Source organism: Umezawaea sp. NPDC059074, assembly GCF_042738955.1.
In the GTDB taxonomy this organism is placed as follows: domain Bacteria; phylum Actinomycetota; class Actinomycetes; order Mycobacteriales; family Pseudonocardiaceae; genus Umezawaea.
Genome location: NZ_JBHYHC010000046.1, coordinates 1 through 17,098 on the forward strand (window position 1 = coordinate 1; position 17,098 = coordinate 17,098).

General features: G+C 70.4%; 14 protein-coding genes. 7 read left to right on the forward strand and 7 right to left on the reverse strand.

The genetic code is table 11. The features are described from left to right. Positions 1 to 795 precede the first annotated feature (795 nt). The 4 genes from ACFWW9_RS21665 to ACFWW9_RS21680 form a co-directional block, all read right to left on the reverse strand. The gene (locus ACFWW9_RS21665) at positions 796 to 1,914 is read right to left on the reverse strand and encodes an aromatic ring-hydroxylating dioxygenase subunit alpha (RefSeq protein WP_390380595.1); all 1,119 of its coding nucleotides are present in this window, start codon (positions 1,912 to 1,914) and stop codon (positions 796 to 798) included. Then, entirely contained in the window at positions 1,911 to 3,080 is a 1,170-nt protein-coding gene (solA, locus tag ACFWW9_RS21670; protein ID WP_390380598.1) for an N-methyl-L-tryptophan oxidase, read from the reverse strand. Before solA ends, ACFWW9_RS21665 begins: the two co-directional genes overlap by 4 nt. Positions 3,081 to 3,084: 4 nt before the next feature. Continuing rightward, positions 3,085 to 5,478: an FAD-dependent oxidoreductase gene (locus ACFWW9_RS21675; RefSeq protein WP_390380601.1), complete on the reverse strand. Its 2,394-nt coding sequence runs from the start codon at positions 5,476 to 5,478 to the stop codon at positions 3,085 to 3,087. Between the two features lie 205 nt (positions 5,479 to 5,683). Then, complete coding sequence (locus tag ACFWW9_RS21680) at positions 5,684 to 6,466, reverse strand: IclR family transcriptional regulator (protein WP_390380604.1); 783 nt, start codon at positions 6,464 to 6,466, stop codon at positions 5,684 to 5,686. A gap of 130 nt (positions 6,467 to 6,596) precedes the next feature. On the opposite strand from ACFWW9_RS21680, the gene ACFWW9_RS21685 reads away from it, so the two are divergent. The 4 genes from ACFWW9_RS21685 to ACFWW9_RS21700 all read left to right on the forward strand — a co-directional run bounded on the left by ACFWW9_RS21685 (position 6,597) and on the right by ACFWW9_RS21700 (position 11,073). Continuing rightward, a complete protein-coding gene (locus ACFWW9_RS21685; protein WP_390380607.1) occupies positions 6,597 to 6,911 on the forward strand; it encodes a bifunctional 3-phenylpropionate/cinnamic acid dioxygenase ferredoxin subunit in 315 nt (104 codons plus the stop codon). Next, complete coding sequence (locus ACFWW9_RS21690) at positions 6,908 to 8,044, forward strand: NAD(P)/FAD-dependent oxidoreductase (RefSeq protein WP_390380610.1); 1,137 nt, start codon at positions 6,908 to 6,910, stop codon at positions 8,042 to 8,044. Before ACFWW9_RS21685 ends, ACFWW9_RS21690 begins: the two co-directional genes overlap by 4 nt. A gap of 88 nt (positions 8,045 to 8,132) precedes the next feature. After that, positions 8,133 to 9,614 carry an aldehyde dehydrogenase family protein gene (locus tag ACFWW9_RS21695; protein WP_390380613.1) on the forward strand — a complete coding sequence of 494 codons (1,482 nt, stop codon included), beginning with the start codon at positions 8,133 to 8,135 and terminating at the stop codon, positions 9,612 to 9,614. After that, positions 9,607 to 11,073: a GMC family oxidoreductase gene (locus tag ACFWW9_RS21700; protein WP_390380616.1), complete on the forward strand. Its 1,467-nt coding sequence runs from the start codon at positions 9,607 to 9,609 to the stop codon at positions 11,071 to 11,073. Before ACFWW9_RS21695 ends, ACFWW9_RS21700 begins: the two co-directional genes overlap by 8 nt. 38 nt (positions 11,074 to 11,111) lie before the next feature. Here ACFWW9_RS21700 and ACFWW9_RS21705 read toward each other — a convergent pair whose 3' ends face one another. Beyond that, positions 11,112 to 11,336: a hypothetical protein gene (locus ACFWW9_RS21705; protein WP_390380619.1), complete on the reverse strand. Its 225-nt coding sequence runs from the start codon at positions 11,334 to 11,336 to the stop codon at positions 11,112 to 11,114. A gap of 199 nt (positions 11,337 to 11,535) precedes the next feature. Here ACFWW9_RS21705 and ACFWW9_RS21710 point away from each other — a divergent pair, with 199 nt between their 5' ends. Next, complete coding sequence (locus ACFWW9_RS21710) at positions 11,536 to 12,444, forward strand: helix-turn-helix domain-containing protein (protein ID WP_390380622.1); 909 nt, start codon at positions 11,536 to 11,538, stop codon at positions 12,442 to 12,444. 60 nt (positions 12,445 to 12,504) lie between these two features. Further along, positions 12,505 to 12,990 carry a hypothetical protein gene (locus ACFWW9_RS21715; protein ID WP_390380626.1) on the forward strand — a complete coding sequence of 162 codons (486 nt, stop codon included), beginning with the start codon at positions 12,505 to 12,507 and terminating at the stop codon, positions 12,988 to 12,990. Here the strand turns inward: ACFWW9_RS21715 and ACFWW9_RS21720 are convergent. After that, positions 12,961 to 13,887 (reverse strand): alpha/beta hydrolase family esterase, encoded by a 927-nt coding sequence (locus ACFWW9_RS21720; RefSeq protein ID WP_390380629.1) that lies wholly within the window; start codon positions 13,885 to 13,887, stop codon positions 12,961 to 12,963. The genes ACFWW9_RS21715 and ACFWW9_RS21720 overlap by 30 nt on opposite strands. Positions 13,888 to 14,040: 153 nt before the next feature. Here ACFWW9_RS21720 and ACFWW9_RS21725 point away from each other — a divergent pair, with 153 nt between their 5' ends. After that, entirely contained in the window at positions 14,041 to 15,243 is a 1,203-nt protein-coding gene (locus tag ACFWW9_RS21725) for an alpha/beta hydrolase family protein (protein WP_390380773.1), read from the forward strand. On the opposite strand, the gene ACFWW9_RS21730 is transcribed toward ACFWW9_RS21725, so the two are convergent. Further along, entirely contained in the window at positions 15,229 to 17,094 is a 1,866-nt protein-coding gene (locus ACFWW9_RS21730; protein WP_390380632.1) for a helix-turn-helix domain-containing protein, read from the reverse strand. The genes ACFWW9_RS21725 and ACFWW9_RS21730 overlap by 15 nt on opposite strands. Positions 17,095 to 17,098: the final 4 nt, after the last annotated feature.

Genomic DNA, 17,098 nt, shown 5'->3' on the forward strand with positions numbered 1-17,098 from the left:
CGGGCTCAAAAGGCGGTCCAAAGAGAGTCCCGCCCGACCACAATTTTAAGGCCGAAATCCCCATGTCAAATCGGCCACGTTCCGTGGCCTGCGCCCGCCGGTCCCAGCGGAGTCGCCATGCGGGCTTGAGTTCCAGCCCGGTCACCACCGACCCTGGCTCTCCGGTGGTGGGCCACCGCCTTGCCCAGGGACCGCTTGTGGTCACCGATCAGCCCGCCAGTCACCAGGCAGCCGGTCGCCCCCTTGGTGGGTCACCGGGTGGCCGCCGGTCTCGCTGGAGGTTTCCTGGCGGGACCACAACACCGCCCATCCCCTGCCGCAACCCCTTCACTCGAACGCCAGTCCCTTTCACCCGGACACCAACGGCCGAGTGACCCGCCCCTCCCCTGGTCCTCTCCACCACTCCCTGTTCGCCCCCGGACGTACGGATGCCCCGATGGGGTGGCCATCGGGGCATCAGGGTCAAGGGGTGCGGAGGGCCTGTGCTGCCATCCTCGTGTCGCCTGCCGGTTCTGCTTGGCGTGGCATCATCGACTTCGAGGTCACCGACAGGTGGGTTTCGGTGAGTGCTCGGATCTCCGCCAACAGGTCCAGGTGTTCCTGGGATGGCGGGGGGCCGACGAAGTTCGAGTGGTCGTGCGCTGTTCGTTCAGCACGCCTTGCGAGGTGCTGAATCCGTCGAATGAGTACCAGGTCCTCGTCCGAGACCTGCGAGCGCCGTTGCTCCATCACCAGAGCAGCGTTCACCCCGACAAGGGGGACGGTCCATCCCCTAGCCGAGCGAACCTCGGACGGTCACTCCAGTACCCGTTCGACCCAATCGTGAAACTGCCCGATGTGGTGTTCCGACGGCACTAGTACACCGCCCTTGGCATACGCGCGTGACGACATGGCGGGCTGGCATCGCTCACAGGCGTCGAAGTCCTGTTCGTTCACCCGGTGGAACAACTCGACCGAGCGGGAGACGTCGCGGCCCTCCGCCACTACCTGTTTCGCGTACAGCCAATCGCACTCCACGATCGTGAGATCCGGCGCCATCGGGTACATGCGGTGGATGATCACGTGATCGGGGACGAGGTTGATGAAGACCTGCGGGCGGATCGTGATGGCGTAGTAGCGGCGGTCCTGGTCGTCGCTGACGCCCGCGAGCTTGTCGAAGCCCTCACTGCCGTCCACGGTGAAACCGCTGATCTCCGACCCGAACTCGGCGCCATGTCCGACGTAGTACTGAGCGGCGTACCCATCCGCGAATTCGGGCAGCACCTCGGTGAGCTCGGGGTGGATCGTGGCGCAGTGGTAGCACTCCATGAAGTTCTCGATGATCAGTTTCCAATTGGCCTTCACCTCGTACCTGATGCGTCTGCCGACCTCGAGTTCGTCGATCTCGTAGCCGTCGATGGCGCTCAACGCCCCGAGGCGTTCCGTGACGGCACTGGTCACCGTGTCGTCGAAGGACGGCGGGTCCTCCGCGAGGGTGATCCACGCGTAGCCGAGCCATTCCCGCAGGTGGACGGTCGTGAGGCCGTACTCCACGCGGTCGACGTCGGGCATGGACGTGAGGTTGGGGGCGGCGATCAGCTTGCCGTCCAGGCCGTAGGTCCACGCGTGGTACGGGCACTGGAAGGCGCGTTTCACCGACCCGGACTCGGTGGTGCACAGGCGGGCGCCGCGGTGGCGGCAGACGTTGAGGAACGCCTTGAGCGAGCCGTCCCGCGCCCGCGAGATGATCACGCTCTCGCGGCCGACCGTGACCGTGCGGAAGTCGCCGGGGTTGGGCAGGTCGGAACTCCGGACCGCGCAGAACCACATCCGCTCGAAGACGCGCTCCTGCTCCCGAGCGAAGATGTCGGGGTCCGTGTAGTACCGGCCGCCGAGGGTGGAGATGAGGCTGCTGGGCTGCTCGGTCGCGGTCATCCGGTGGCCACCTTCTCTTCCGCTGCCGAGCCGGTCAGCCTGGCGGGGTCGAACAGGGCGATGGGGTGCTCGGTCGTGCCGTCCGCGACGAGGTCGGCGAGGATCTCGCCGACGACCGGCACGAACTTGAAGCCGTGGCCGGAGAAGCCGCAGGCGACGACCACCGCCTGGTGGTCGGGGTGGCGGGCGATGACGAAGTGCTCGTCGGCGGTGTTGGTGTACATGCAGGTCGCGGCCCGCAGGAAGTCGCCGGGCAGAGTGGGCATCGCCGCTCCGACGAAGTCGGCCATCGCGGCGACCTCGTGGTCGTGGACGGTGCGGTCGATGGTCTCCGGGCTGCACGGGTCGCCGCCGCGGAAGAACGCGACCTTCACGCCGCCGTCGATCCCGTTGTGCGCGGGGAAGCCGTAGAACTGCCTGCCCTCGGGGTTCTCCCAGATGTAGACGGGGTGCCGGTCGGGCAGGAACGGCTCGGCGCCGCCCGCCGGTTCGAACCAGTACTGGACCTGGCGCTCGATCACGAACGGGATGCCGAGGTCGGCGAGCAGGCCCGGAGCCCACGCGCCGGGGCAGATCACCAGCTGCTCGGCGCGGTAGGTGCCCTGCGCCGTCACCACCTCGACGCCGCCGTCGGCGGTCCAGGAGAGCACTTCCTCCTCGAACCGCAGCTCCGCGCCCGCGCGGGCGGCCAGGTCGAGGTGCGCGCCGACGCTGGCCTCGGGCACGACCAGGCCCGCGCCCGCCTCGTAGAGCGCGATGTCCTCGTCGGTGGGGCGCATGGTCGGGAAGCGGCGGCGGATCTCGGCCGCGTCGAGCAGCTCGTGCGGCAGGTCCCACTCCTGGGCCGACCGCAGGCTGCCGGACACCGTGCGCGACTCCGGCCGTCCGACCATGATCCCGCCGACGCGGTGGAAGATCTCCCGGCCCGAGTCGGCCTCGATCCGCGCCCACATCTCGTGCGCGCGCAGCAGCAGCGGCACGTACGCGGGGTCCTCGAAGTACGCCTGCCGGGTGATCCGGGAGCCGCCGTGGCTGGAGCCCTGGGTGTGCACCGGCTTGAACTTCTCCAGGCCGAGCACCCGCTGCCCGCGTTCGGCGAGCCGGTACGCCGCGGCGCTGCCCATCCCGCCGAGGCCGATCACGATGACGTCATAGGTGTCGGGCACGGCGTCAGCTCCTCAGTCGGGTCATCTTCGGGTCGAACAGGGGCTCCTCGGCGACGACGGCCGCGACGCGCTCGCCGAAGTACTCGACCTCCACCGCCTGGCCGGGCAGGGCCAGGTCGGCGGGCAGCCAGGCGTACGCGATGGTCAGGCCGGTCGTGTAGCCGTGGGCCGCGCTGGTCACGTACCCGGCGGGGGCGCCGTTCACGTGGACGGGTTCGTTGCCGAGCACCACGGCGTGCGGGTCGGCGATGGTCAGGCAGGCCAGCTTGCGGGTCTGCTTCCGGGCCGCGAGGGCGTCGCGGCCGACGAAGTAGCCCTTGTCCATCCGCACCGCGAACCCGACCCCGGCCTCGTACGGGTCGTGCTCGGTGGTCATGTCGGTGCCCCAGGACCGGTAGCCCTTCTCCAGCCGCAGGCTGTTGAAGGCGCTCCGGCCCGCGGCGATGACGCCGTGCGCCTGCCCGGCCTCCCACAGCACGTCCCACAGCTCGCGGCCGACGTCGGCGGTCGTGTACAGCTCCCAGCCCAGCTCGCCCACGTAGGACAGCCGCATCGCGGTGACCGGGACGTTGCCGACGTAGGCCTTCTGCGCCTTGAAGTACCCGAGCCGGGTGTCCACTGTGGAGATCGGCTCGACGAGGTCGCGCGCGAGCGGCCCCCACACGCCGATGCAGCACGTGCCCGCGGTGATGTCGCGGACCTGGACGCTGCCGTCGCCGGGCAGGTGCCGGGTCAGCCAGTCGAGGTCGAGGTTGCCGTTCGCGCCGACCTGGAACCGGTTCTCCGCCAGCCGCGCCACGGTGAGGTCGCTGCGGACGCCGCCGTCCTCGCCGAGCAGCAGCGTGTACGTGACCGCGCCGGGTTTGCGGGCGAGGTTGTTGGTGGTCATGGTCTGGAGGAAGTCGAGCGCGCCGGGGCCGGTGACCTCCAGGCGCTTCAACGGGGTCATGTCGAACAACGCCACGCGGCTGCGGGTCACGAGCGCTTCCGCGCCCGCGATCGGCGACCAGAACCGGGACGCCCACTCGTTGCGCGCGGGGACGTCGGCGACCTCGGGCAGGTCGGCGTTGGCCTCGTACCAGTGCGCGCGCTCCCAGCCCGCGCCTTCGAGGAACACCCCGCCCAACGCCTGCTGCCGCTCGTAGAACGGGCTGGCGCGCAGCGGGCGCGGATCCTCCAAGGGCTGCAACGGGTGCAGGATGTCGTAGACCTCGACGAAGTTCTGGCAGCTCCGCTTGAGCACGTACTCGGGCGCGAGCTGGACGTCCTCGAACCGGTTGAGGTCGGCGTTGTGCAGGTCCTGCTTCGGCTGGCCGTCGACCAGCCACTCCGCCACGGCCCGCGCGACGCCCGCGGAGTGGGTGATCCACACCGCTTCGGCGACCCAGAAGCCGTCCAGGTCGGGGTGCTCGCCCAGCAGCGGCATCCCGTCCGTGGTGAACGAGAACAGGCCGTTGATGCCGTCGTCCACCTTGGACTCGGCGAGCACGGGCAGCAGGTCCACGGCGGCGGTCCACGAGTCCTCGAAGTCCTCCGGCGTGAACAGCCGCTCGGACGCCATGGACTTGGTGAACCGCGGGTCGCCGATCTCGCGGGGGTCGATGGGCATGGGCTTGTGCCCGTAGGCGCCGATGCCGAGCCGGTCGCCGTGGCCGCGGAAGTACAGGTCGGCGTCCTGGTGGCGCAGGATCGGGCCGCCGACCTCGCCGGTCGGCAGGGCCGTGGTCTTCGCGTACTGGTGCGCCATCGGCACGAGCGGGACGGTGAGGTCGACCAGGTCGCCGAGCAGCGGACCCCACATCCCGGCGCACGACACGACGACGTCGGCCTTGAACGTGTCGGTCTCGGTGGTCACGCCGGTGACGCGCCCGGCGGCGCGCTCGACGGCGGTGACCTTCTGGTGCGGCACGAACACCGCGCCGCGCGCGATGGCCCGTTCCGCCTGGGTCTGCGCGGCGAGGACGGGTTTCGCCAGGCCGTCGGTCGGGATGTGGAACCCGCCGAGCACCTTGGCCGCGTCGAGCAGCGGGTGCAGCGCCACGCACTCCTCGGGCGAGATCAACGAGGTCTCGACGCCCCACGCGGTCGCCCAGCCGTGCCGCCGCTTCAGCTCGGTCAGCCGCTCCGGCGTGGTCGCGACCTCCAGGCCGCCCACGGCGTCGAAGCAGCCGAGTTCGCCGTACTTGCGCGCGGTGTAGCTCGCGAACTCGGTCATGGTCTTGTTGCCGGTGGTCTGGAAGACCAGCCCCGGCGCGTGCGAGCTGGACCCGCCCGTGGCGAACAGCGGTCCCTGCTCCAGGACCGTGACGTCGGTCCAGCCCCGCTCGGTCAGCTCGTCGGCCAGCGCGCACCCCACGATGCCCGCGCCGACGATGACCACCCGTGGTCGACCCGCCATCTGTGCCCTCCCACCGGAGTTGCGAAAGGCGCTTGGTGTTCCGCCCTCTGCAACAAGTTGCGCTCAGCGCTCCCCGATGTCAATCCCTCCATCCGAGTAGTCACGCGCCGGAAACGCGGCGTTCGGCCGCTACCGGCAGGTAATGGGACAAAACGACAAGAACCCCGTCTCACCAGGTGAAACGGGGTTCGAGATCGAGGATCTTCTAGTCGGCGAAGTACCCCAGCTGCGCGGACAGCTCGGACGCCGCCACCGTCATCGGCTCGACGACCTGCCGCACCCGCTGCCGCGAGAGCCGGTAGGACGGCCCGGAGGCGCTCATCGCCGCGATCACCTCGCCGCGCTGCCCGCGGATCGGCACGGCCACCGCGTGCAGGCCGAGTTCCAGCTCCTCGTAACAGGCCGCGTAGCCGTCGACCACGACCCGGTCCAGCTCCACGGACAGCTCGTCCGGGTCCACGACCGTGCGCGGCGTGTACCGGTCCAGCGGCAGGCCGAGCAGGCGTTTGCGCTCCTCGGGGGGCAGGAAGGCGAGCAGCACCTTGCCGCTGGACGTGGCGTGCAGCGGCGTGCGCTGGCCGATCCAGTTCTGCGCGCTGATCGCGGCCGATCCCCTGGCCTGGGTGATGTTGATGGCGACGCCCATGTCGGCGACCGCGATGTTCACGGTCTCGCCGAACTCGTCGGCCAGCGACTGGCAGGTCGGCTGCCCCAGCTTGGTGAGGTCCATCCGCCCGGTGGCCGCGCCCGCGAGCCGCACGACGCCGAACCCGATCGCGTACTTCCCGCGGTCGCCGAGCTGCTCCACGAGCCCGCGGGACTCCAGCACGCTCACGAGTCTGGACGCCGTGGACTTGTGCACACCCAGCTCACCAGCGATTTCGGTGATCCCCGCCTCGCCGTGCGCCAGCATCTCCAGCACGCTGATGGCGCGGTCCACGGACTGGACCTGAGCCACCGTTCCCCGATCTGCGTCCGAGTTGCTCATGGCGCAACAGTAACCACCGGGCGGACCGACCATGCTCCAACCAGGCGAACCTCTTGACGGCGACCCCCGCCAGCCTCACATTGTTGCGTTATCCAGGTCGTGTTCTGCATCGCGCAACGGAGGCGCCCCCATGATCCGCGTCTGCACCGTCATCGACCTCCCCCCCGGCGAGGCGGTCCGCATCGTGGCGCACGTGCCCATCGCGGTGTTCAACGCCGACGGCGAGCTGTACGCCGTCGACGACACCTGCACCCACCAGGACGCCTCCCTCGCGGACGGCTGGCTGGAGGGCTGCTGGATCGAGTGCCCGCTGCACGCGTCGTCGTTCGACCTGCGGACCGGGATGCCCAACGGGCTGCCCGCCAAGAGACCCGTCCGCACCTACCCCGTCGTCGTCCAGGACGACGTCGTCTACGTGGACACCGCAGTGCAGGACGTGGCGTGAGGACCATCGCGGTCGTCGGCGCGTCGCTCGCCGGGCTGCGGTCCGCGGAAGCGTTGCGGGCACAGGGTTTCGACGGCAGGCTCGTGGTCGTCGGCGACGAGCCGCACGAGCCGTACGACCGGCCGCCGCTGTCCAAGGACTTCCTGCTCGGCACCGCCGACCGCGAGTCGCTGGCGCTGTCGGACCCCGACGCGCTGGCCGCACTCGACGCCGAGTGGCGGCTGGGCGTGCGCGCGGACCGGCTCGCCCCGGACACCCGCGAGGTCCACCTGTCCGACGGCTCCTCGGTCGTCGCGGACGGCGTGGTCATCGCGACCGGCGGCGCGGCCAGGACGTTGCCCGGCACGCTGTCGTTGCGGACGCTGGACGACGCCGTGGCGCTGCGCGCGGCCCTCACCGGCGGCGCGGAACGGCTCGTGGTGGTCGGGGCGGGGTTCATCGGCGCGGAGGTGGCGTCGACCGCGCGCAAGCTCGGCCTCGACGTGACCGTGGTGGAGGTGCTGCCGATCCCGCTCGGGCGCGTGCTCGGGCCGGAGATCGGCGCGGTGTGCGGCGAACTGCACCTGGACCACGGCGTGGCACTGCGCTGCGGCGTCGGCGTGGACCAGGTGTCCAGCTCCGGTGTCGTGCTGACCGACGGGACGGTGCTGGCGGCGGACGTCGTCGTCGCGGGCATCGGCGCGTACCCGGCGACCGACTGGCTCGCGGACTCGGGCGTGGCGGTCGGCAACGGCGTCCTGTGCGACCAGGGCGGCGTGACGAGCGTGCCCGGCGTGGTCGCGGTCGGCGACGTGGCGCGGTGGAGCGGGCAGCGGCACGAGCACTGGACCAGCGCGGCCGAGCAGTCGTCCGTGGCGGTGCGGAACCTGCTCGCCGGGCAGACCGTCGCGGTGCACGACCGACCGGGCTACTTCTGGTCCGACCAGTACGGCGTGCGCGTCCAGTTCGTCGGCGAGACCCACCTCTACGACGAGGTCCGGTACGTCGACGGCACCCCCGAGGACCGCAAGTTCGCCGCCGTGTACCTGCGCGGCGACACCGTGGTCGGGGTGGTGGCGATGAACAACGCCAAGCACTTCACCAGGCTGCGCAGGCAACTCGGCGCGGCCACACTGTCCACACCGGCACCGTGAGGCCGGCCACCCGCGTTCGGCTTGACAGGGCCGTCCGCCTGCGGGAACGGTGAAACGATCAGTCCATCTCGCAAGGAGGCGAACACCCGTGTCGAAGCTGTTCATCGACGGCCGGTGGATCGGGTCGAGTAGCGGCGCCGAGCGCGAGGTGATCAACCCCTTCGACCGGAGCGTGGTCGCCACCGTCGCGGAGGGCACGGCGGCCGACGCCGAGGCGGCCGTCGCGGCGGCCCGGCGCGCGTTCGACGACGGCGGCTGGTCCTCGACCAGCCCGGAGCACCGCGCGGCCGTGCTCAACCACGTGGCCGACCTGCTCGACCGGGCGAAGGAGGACATCGCCCGCACGGAGACGCTCGACACCGGCAAGACGCTGGTGGAGAGCCGGATCGACGTCGACGACGTGGCGGCGGTGTTCCGCTACTACGGCAACCTCGCGGGCGCGCTGCACCCGCGGATCGTGCCCGGCGCGGGGCCGGACGTGATCAGCCGCATCGACTACGAGCCGGTCGGCGTGTGCGCGATGATCGCGCCCTGGAACTACCCGCTGCTCCAGGTGTCGTGGAAGATCGCGCCCGCGCTGCTGGCGGGCAACACGTTCGTCGTGAAGCCCAGCGAGATCACGCCGCTGACGACGATCAAGCTGTTCGAGATCCTGGCCGAGGCGGGTGTGCCCGCCGGGGTGGCGAACCTGGTGCTGGGCACCGGGCCCGAGGTCGGCTCGGTGCTCGTGGAGAGCGATGACGTGGACCTCGTGTCGTTCACCGGCAGCCTCGGCGTCGGGCAGTACATCATGCGCTCGGCGGCCACGTCGTTGAAGAAGGTCGCCCTGGAGCTGGGCGGCAAGAACCCGCACATCGTGTTCGCCGACGCCGACCTGGACACCGCCGTCGACTACGCGCTCACGGCCGCGTTCTTCCACGCGGGCCAGGTGTGCTCGTCCGGGACCCGGCTCATCGTGCAGGACTCGGTGTACGACGACTTCGTCGCCGAGGTGGCGCGGCGGGCCGACCTGGTGAAGCTGGGCAACGGGTTCGACGAGTCGAGCGAGAGCGGGCCGCTGGTGTCGGCCGAGCACCGCGCCAAGGTGGAGAAGTACGTGGAGATCGGCCTCGCTGAGGGCGCGCGGCTGCTCGCGGGCGGGAAGAGGCCGTCCGACGCCGCTTTGCAGGACGGGTTCTTCTTCCGCCCCACGGTGTTCGCGGACTGCACCCGTGAGATGAAGCTCGTGCAGGAGGAGACGTTCGGCCCCATCATCACGGCCGAGCGGTTCAGCGACCAGCAGGAGGCCGTGTTCCTCGGCAACGACACCGAGTACGGCCTGGCGGGCGGCGTGTGGTCGCAGGACCTGGAGAAGGCCCAGTGGGTCGCCAAGCGCTTGCGCCACGGCACCGTGTGGATCAACGACTTCGGCCCGTACCTGCCGCAGGCGGAGTGGGGCGGGTTCAAGCGGTCCGGCATCGGCCGCGAACTCGGGCCCACCGGGCTGCACGAGTACTGCGAGCCCAAGCACGTCTACCAGAACCTCAAGCCCACGGCCCAGAACTGGTTCGCGAGGAGTGCGGATGCCTGAGTACGACTACGTCATCGTCGGTGGCGGCACCGCCGGTTCGGTGCTCGCCGCCCGGCTGTCCGAGGACCCCGAGGTGACGGTGTGCGTCGTCGAGGGCGGCCCGAGCGACGTGGGCGACCCGCGGGTGCTGGAGCTGCGCAACTGGATCAACCTGCTCGGGTCCGAACTGGACTACGACTACCCGACCGTCGAGCAGCCGCGCGGCAACTCGCACATCCGCCACTCGCGGGCCCGCGTGCTGGGCGGCTGCTCGTCGCACAACACGCTGATCAGCTTCGTCCCGTTCCCCCAGGACCTGGACGGCTGGGGTCCCGGCTGGGACTGGGAGACGTTCGGCCCGTACTACGACCGGCTGCTGAACAACATCATCCCGGTGGACCCGAAGGACCGGAACCCGATCGCGCTGGACTTCATCGCCGCCGCCAAGGCCGCGCTGGACGTGCCCGAGGTCGAGGACTTCAACGCCAAGCCGTTCGCCGAGGGCACCGGGTTCTTCTCGGTGGCCTACCACCCGGAGAACGGCCACCGCTCGTCCGCGTCGACCGCCTACCTGCACCCCGTCCTGGACCGCCCGAACCTCACGCTGATGCTGGAGACGTGGGTGTCGCGGGTGTCCTTCGTGGACGGTCGCGCGGTCGGCGTCGAGACGTCGGCAGGCCCGGTCACCGCGCGGCGGGAAGTGCTGCTGTGCGCGGGGGCCATCGACACCCCGCGGCTGCTGATGCTGTCCGGCGTCGGCCGCGCCTCGGACCTGGCGGCGTTGGGCATCGACGTGGTGCACGACCTGCCGGGCGTGGGCGAGAACCTGCTGGACCACCCGGAGTCGGTGATCGTCTGGGAGACCGACGGCCCCATCCCGCTGAACTCGGTGATGGACTCCGACGCGGGCCTGTTCGTCCGCCGCGACACGTCCGACCCCCGGCCGGACCTGATGTTCCACTTCTACCAGATCCCGTTCACCGCCAACACCGAACGGCTCGGGTACCCGGTGGTGGAGCACGGGGTGTGCATGACCCCGAACATCCCCCGCCCGCACAGCACGGGCCGGATGTGGCTCACCAGCGCGGACCCGACGGTCAAACCGGCGCTGGACTTCGGCTACTTCACCAACCCGGACGGGTACGACGAGCAGACCTTGGTCGACGGCTTCCGCATCGCCCGCGAGATCGCCGCGCGGGAGCCGTTGAAGTCGTGGCTCAAGCGGGAGATCGCGCCGGGCCCGGCCGTGACCTCCGACGAGGACCTGTCGGAGTACGGCCGCCGGGCGGCCCACACGGTCTACCACCCGGCCGGGACGTGCGCCATCGGCTCCGTCGTGGACCCCGACCTGAAGGTGATCGGCTTGGAGGGCTTGAGGATCGCGGACGCCTCGGTGTTCCCGACCATGCCCACGGTGAACCCGATGGTGACGGTGCTGATGATCGGCGAACGGGCGGCGGACCTGGTCCGCGGGGAGTGACCGTGGAGCTTCCCGAGCGGGGGAAGCTCCACTACCCCTCAGTCGAGGACGCGGTCATGCCGCCCCCTGTGGACGTGCATGTCCTCGTGCCACCTGGAAAGAGCCAGGTCGACCGAGGTCTGGATCGTGCTCATGCGCGCTTCCATCAGGTGCATGGACGGCGCGACGTGCGCCGTCATCTCCTGCTTGACCCAGCGCACGCACACCACCGCGCCGACCAGGACACCTAACAACGCGCCGATGAAGAAGATCAGGACCATCATCGCGACCACCCCGCTACTTCTGATCAAGCTATTCTGCATTCCTGCGGACTTGATTTTTGGCCGTGCACCATGAAGTATGCGTGCTTTGCTGGCGCAGTCAAGTACGCTCGGATAGTTGAACTTCACTTGCGTGAAGTCAAACTTCATAGACTGATCGGGCATTTCTGGCCAAATCCCGGCCAAGGCACAGGTGGGTGAAGTGAGCGGACGCGAAGTGAAGCTGGGTCAAACGCTCAGCTCGCTGATCGAGCGCGGTGGGTACAGCAGAAATAGACAGGAAATCCTGACCGCGCTCGACATCAGCCCGGCGGCCCTGTCGCAGTACGCGCGCGACCAGACCCGGCCGAGCTTCCAGAAGCTCGTGGCGCTGGCCGACTTCTTCGGCGTGTCGTTGGACTACCTGGTCTACGGCGAGGTCACCGAGACCGTGAGCGACGACAGCTCCGTGGCCAAGTACGTCAACGAGTCGGTGTCGCGCGCGATGGCGAGCGCCCGCAGGCACACCGACCTGGTCGGGCGCATCGGACGCGTGCTGAGCGACCGCGTCGACGCCGTGGCCCGCGAACTCGCCGACTCGGCGACGGCGGGCCGTGAGGGCCTGATCCAGGACGACGAAGCCGCCCGGATCGAGGGATACTGCCTGTCCGCCAAAATTCTTACACTCGACCTCCAGTACGACTTGATCGCCATGCCGGACGGTGAACCCGCGGCAGGCGAGTTCCTGGAGGTGGTGGCGAAGAACCTGGCGAAGGGCTGCGACTACCAGTTCCTGGTACCGCTCGGCTCGGAAGGCATGGTCGAGCAGTTCCGCACGCTGCTCACCGATCGCGTGGGGCGCGACTCGGTGCGCAAGAACTGCTCCTTCCGGCGGACCGGACAACCGGTCACCGCGGGAACCGCCCTCTACCAGTTGGACATGGTGGCGCTCCAAGCGGACGAACCCGCGCTACTGGAGCAGATGGGCGAGTACATCAGCGTCGGAGGCGACTTCGGGTACTTGATCAGTCCCAACAGCGACTCCAACAGCGACATGGTGATGAACAAAACTCACCGCGAGCGAGCACAATCGGCGTTCGCTGCCCTGTGGGCAGCTGCGGCGCGCGTCTGACCGAGAAAGAACCCAACCGTGCCCATTCCACCTGACCAGGCATCTGTGTACCCTCCCTCAATGCGTCCCGCGAAGGTCGTAGCAGGGCAGGTCATCTCCGTCGCGGCTCATCCGAACGGGGAATTCATCCGGCTGGCCGTGGTCGACATCGGCGAGCAGGAGCCGGTGCAGATCGTGTTCGGCGGTCCCGATCTCGTCGTGAAGGGCGACTTCGTCCCCGTCGCGCTGCCGGGAGCCCGACTACCCGGCCGCAAGAAGATGCGCCGCACCAGTTTCCGGGGCAAGACCTCGCACGGGATGTTGTGCAGCGCCACGGAACTCGGCTGGGAATCGGACGGTCTGGACGAGGTCGCCCTGCTGAGGCCGGGGACGCTGATCCCCGGCGACAGCCTCGAGGACGTGGACTGGTCGGACCTCAAGGCCGACGAGACCGCGGACCACCTCGCGGCCAGGGAGCACTGGCAGTACCACCGGTACGGTGAGGAGCTCTCCGCGGGAAGCTCCACACCGGACGGTCTACGTGTCCAGGCCCCAGCCGTGGGCTAGGTGCCACGCGGCGCAAACGTTCACGTCTAGCACGTACGCGGTCGCTGTGCCGCACTGCTGCGCACCGCTTCCGGGGTCCACGGGTTGGCCGTGGCCCATGCCGGTGATGGTGTAGGTCTCCACCGCGGTGGTGCCTGTGGCGGTGCGGTACACGGCGTGCGGGTAGCCCGCCACGGTGTCGGTGACGTCCGCGGCGGTGTCGGTGGCGAGGGCGTTGGTCCACTGCTCGACCAGCTCCCGTTGGTTGGCCGTGGCGACGGTGTAGTCGGCCGTGCCGTGCCAGATGGTCACGGGCGGGCGGGGGCCGGTGTAGCTGGAGGCCTGCCTGACCTTGTCGCCCCACTGCTGCGGGGTCAGGTTCTTGCCGGGGTTCATGCACGTGAAAGCGTCGACGAGCGATGCGGCGCAGCCGAACGGGAGGCCCGCGACGATGCCGCCGCCCCGGAGGAGTTCCGGGTAGGTGGCCAGCAGGACCGAGGTCATGCCGCCGCCCGCGGACAAGCCGGTGGCGTAGGTCGGGCCCGCGGGCATCTTGGCGATCATCTGGGCGATGGAGGCGACCTCGCCCTGACCGCGAGTGGTGTCGGCGGACTGGAACCAGTTGAAGCACTTGTTGAGGTTGTTGGCGCTCTGCTGCTGCGGCAGCAGGAGTGCGAAGCGGTAGCGGTCGGCCAGCGACACCCAGCCCGAGGCGGTGCCGTAACCGGCGGCGTCCTGGGTGCAGCCGTGCAGGACGACCACGACGGGGCGACCTGTGGCGAGGCCGTCGGGGACGTAGCGGAACATCTTGAGGTTGCCCGGATTGGTGCCGAAACCGGTGACCTCGGTGATGCTCGCGGCGTGGGCAGCCGGGGTGATGGCCGTCAGCAGGAACAGGACCAGAGCGACGATGCGCATGCGGACCTCCTTGTCCGCACCTCACGCTAGGAACGACCCGCACGGCGCGCGATGGACCTGACCTCCACATCCGCGCGCGTCGTTGTGGTGGCCGGAACCATTACCCCGCAACGACCCCGGTCCTACGGTCGGCACGTGAACACCGTCGTTCCGATCCTCGTGGCCCTGTCCCTCGTCACCGTCGCGCCGGTCCAGGCCGCGCAGGCCTCCCGCTGCGGCCCGCTCCGCGTCCCCGGCGCGGAGCACCAGGAATCCGTGTCCACCAACGACTTGACCACCGCGGGCGGGCTCACCGATCCGGCGGACTGGGCCGGGTTGACGCCCGCGGGGCTGCCCGCGCCGACCGCCGTGCCGGGGACGCAGGTCGACGGCTACTTCCCCGACGACTCGACCGGCAACACCAACCACGGCTGGAACCACGACTCGCAGTTCGTGATCCGGTTGCCCGCGCGGTGGAACGGCGGTCTGGTGGTCGCGGGGTCGCCGGGCGTGCGGGAGCAGTACGCGAACGACCGCGCGATCAGCGATTGGGTACTGGACCGCGGGTACGCGTTCGCGGCGACCGACAAGGGCAACACGGGCGTCGAGTTCTACAGCGGCGGCGACGCGATCGTGGAGTGGAACCAGCGGGTCACGCAGTTGACGCGCGCGGCGAAAGCCGTGGTGCGGCAGCACTACTGCCGTCCACCCGCCCGCACGCTCGCCACCGGCCTGTCCAACGGCGGCTACCTCGTGCGGTGGCAGCTGGAGAACCACCCCGAGCTGTACGACGGCGGCGTGGACTGGGAGGGCGTGCTGTGGCGGGAGGAGGGGCCGAACCTGCTGACGTTCCTGCCGCCCGCGCTGCGCGGCGAGCCCGTGTTCCCCGCCGAGTCGGCGTTCCTGTGGCCGTTCTACCGCCAGTACTACTGGGAGCTGACCCAGCGGATCTACCGCGAGGCGCTGGACCCCGACTACGAGGGCGCGGAAGCCGACTACGACTACCGGACCCGGCCCCAAGCACGGAAAGCGGTGCGGCGCATCGCGTTGACCGGCCGGATCGGCAAGCCCCTGCTGACGTTGCACGGCACGCTGGACGGGCTGCTGCCGATCGACCAGGACTCCGACGTGTACGCCGAGCTCGTGCGGAAAGCCGGGCGCGACAAGCTGTTCCGCTACTACCGGATCGAGGGCGGCACGCACGTCGACTCGCTCTACGACGCCTTCCCCGACCAGTTGCGCCCCCTGACTCCCTGCCACCACACGGCTTTCACCGCGCTGGAGCGGTGGCTGGCCGGGGAACGCCCGCCGCCGTCGGCCACGATCGCCCGCCCGGCTACCGTCTCCCCCACCGAGTGCGCGCTAACCCACCAGTAGCAGGAGCTTCAGGGCCAGCTGGATCTCCAGCACCCGCTCGGGTGACTGCCAGTCGTCACCGAGCAGCGTGGCGACCCGGTCCAGGCGCTGCACGACGGTGTTCACGTGGACGTGCAGCTCGTCCTTGGCACGGCTGAGGTTCGCGCCGCACGCGAAGTACGCGGCCAGCGTCCGGACCAGTTCCGTGCCACGCACCGCGTCGTAGTCCAACAGCGGCCCCAACGTCGTGCGGACGTACCCGGCCACGTCCGCGCGCTCGCCCAGCAGCACGCCGACGAACCCGAGGTCGGCGGGCGTGCCGCCCTGGCCGCGCCGGTCGAGCACCAGCAGCGCCGACAGGCACCGCGCGGCCTCGGCGTGCGCCGTCACGACCTGGTCCGGTCCGGCGGCGGGGCCGCCCGCGCCGACGGTCACCGGGGCTCCGACGGCCTTGCCGAGCACCCGCGCGGTCTCCGCGGCGGCGGTCGCGGCGCCCGTGCCGGGCAGCAGCAGCACGACGTGGTCGCCGTGCACGCCCGCGAGGCCGCGGCCGGTCGACGCGAAGTGCGCGGCGGCCGCGAGCAGCCGTTCGCGGGGCGCGGACGCGCCGTCGGCGACGAGGACGACGTGCGGCACGCCCAGCTCCACGCCGACCCGCCTGGCCCGCGCGGCGAGACCGGCCGGGTCGCGGTCCGGAGCGGTCAGCAGGTCGGTGATCAGCTCGCCGCGCACCTTGTTCTCCGCCTCGGCCACGCTGCGCCGCAACAGCAGCAGCAACGCCGTCACGACGCTCGCGCGTTCGAACAGCCGCCGGTCCGCGTCCGCCAGGTCCGGCCTGCCGGTCAACGTGATGCTGCCCAGCAGCTCCCGGCCCGCCAGCACCGCGCACACCCACGTGCCGTCCCGTTCCACGGCCCGGCCGGTCGCGCGCGAGGCCGTGACCGCCGACCGCGGCGGAGTCCCTCCGGTGGCACCGATCCTGGCCAATTCGGCGAGGTCGCCGTCGTGCACGGCGATCGCGCCGTCGAGGACCTTCGCCACGGCCGCGGCCACCTCGGGCACGTCCGCGCCGCGCAGCACGAGGTCCGCGAGCCGGTCGTGGGCCTCCTCGGCGCGGCGCATGTCCTCGCTCTGGGCGCGGATCACCTCGTTGGCCTCGTTGCGCTCCCGCAGCGCGACCCTGGTCTCCTCCAGCAGGTGCGCGGTGTCCAGCGCGATGGCCGCGTGGTCGGCCAGCGACGACAGCAGCGCCACCTCGTCCGGCGGGAAGCGCCGGGGCGTGCGGTTCGCCGCGTACAGCACGCCGATCACCCGGCTGCCCAGCGTCAGCGGCACGCCCAGGATCGCGACGAGCCCCTCGTCCTTCACGGCCGTGTCGATCGGCGTGGTGTGGTTGAAGCGCAGGTCGGCGAAGTAGTCGGCGGTGGCGTAGGGCCGGGCGGTCTGCGCGACCAGACCGCCGAGCCCCTCCCCCATGCCGAGCCGGACCTCCTGGAACAGCGCGGACACCGAGCCGTCGGTCACGCGCATGTACGTGCCGTGCGCCGCGGGCTCGTTCATGCTCAGGTAGGCCACGTCCGTGCCGAGCAGCAGCCGGGCCCGCCGGACGATCGAGCGCAGCACCGCGTCCGGGTCGCGCGCGCCCGCGAGGTCGCTGGCGGTGTCGAACAGCGCCTCCAGCTCGGCTTCCCGCCTGCGGTGCTCGGTGAGCGTGCGGCGGATCTCCAGCGCCCGCTCGGTCGCCCGTTCGACCCGGTCCAGCTCGGCGTCGGCCACGCCCGCGGCCCGCGCCGCGGGGAGCACCTGCGCGAGCCGCTCGCTCCCCGCGTCCTGGGCGAGCAGTTCCAGCAGGTGCTCCACCGGGTCGGTCATGCGC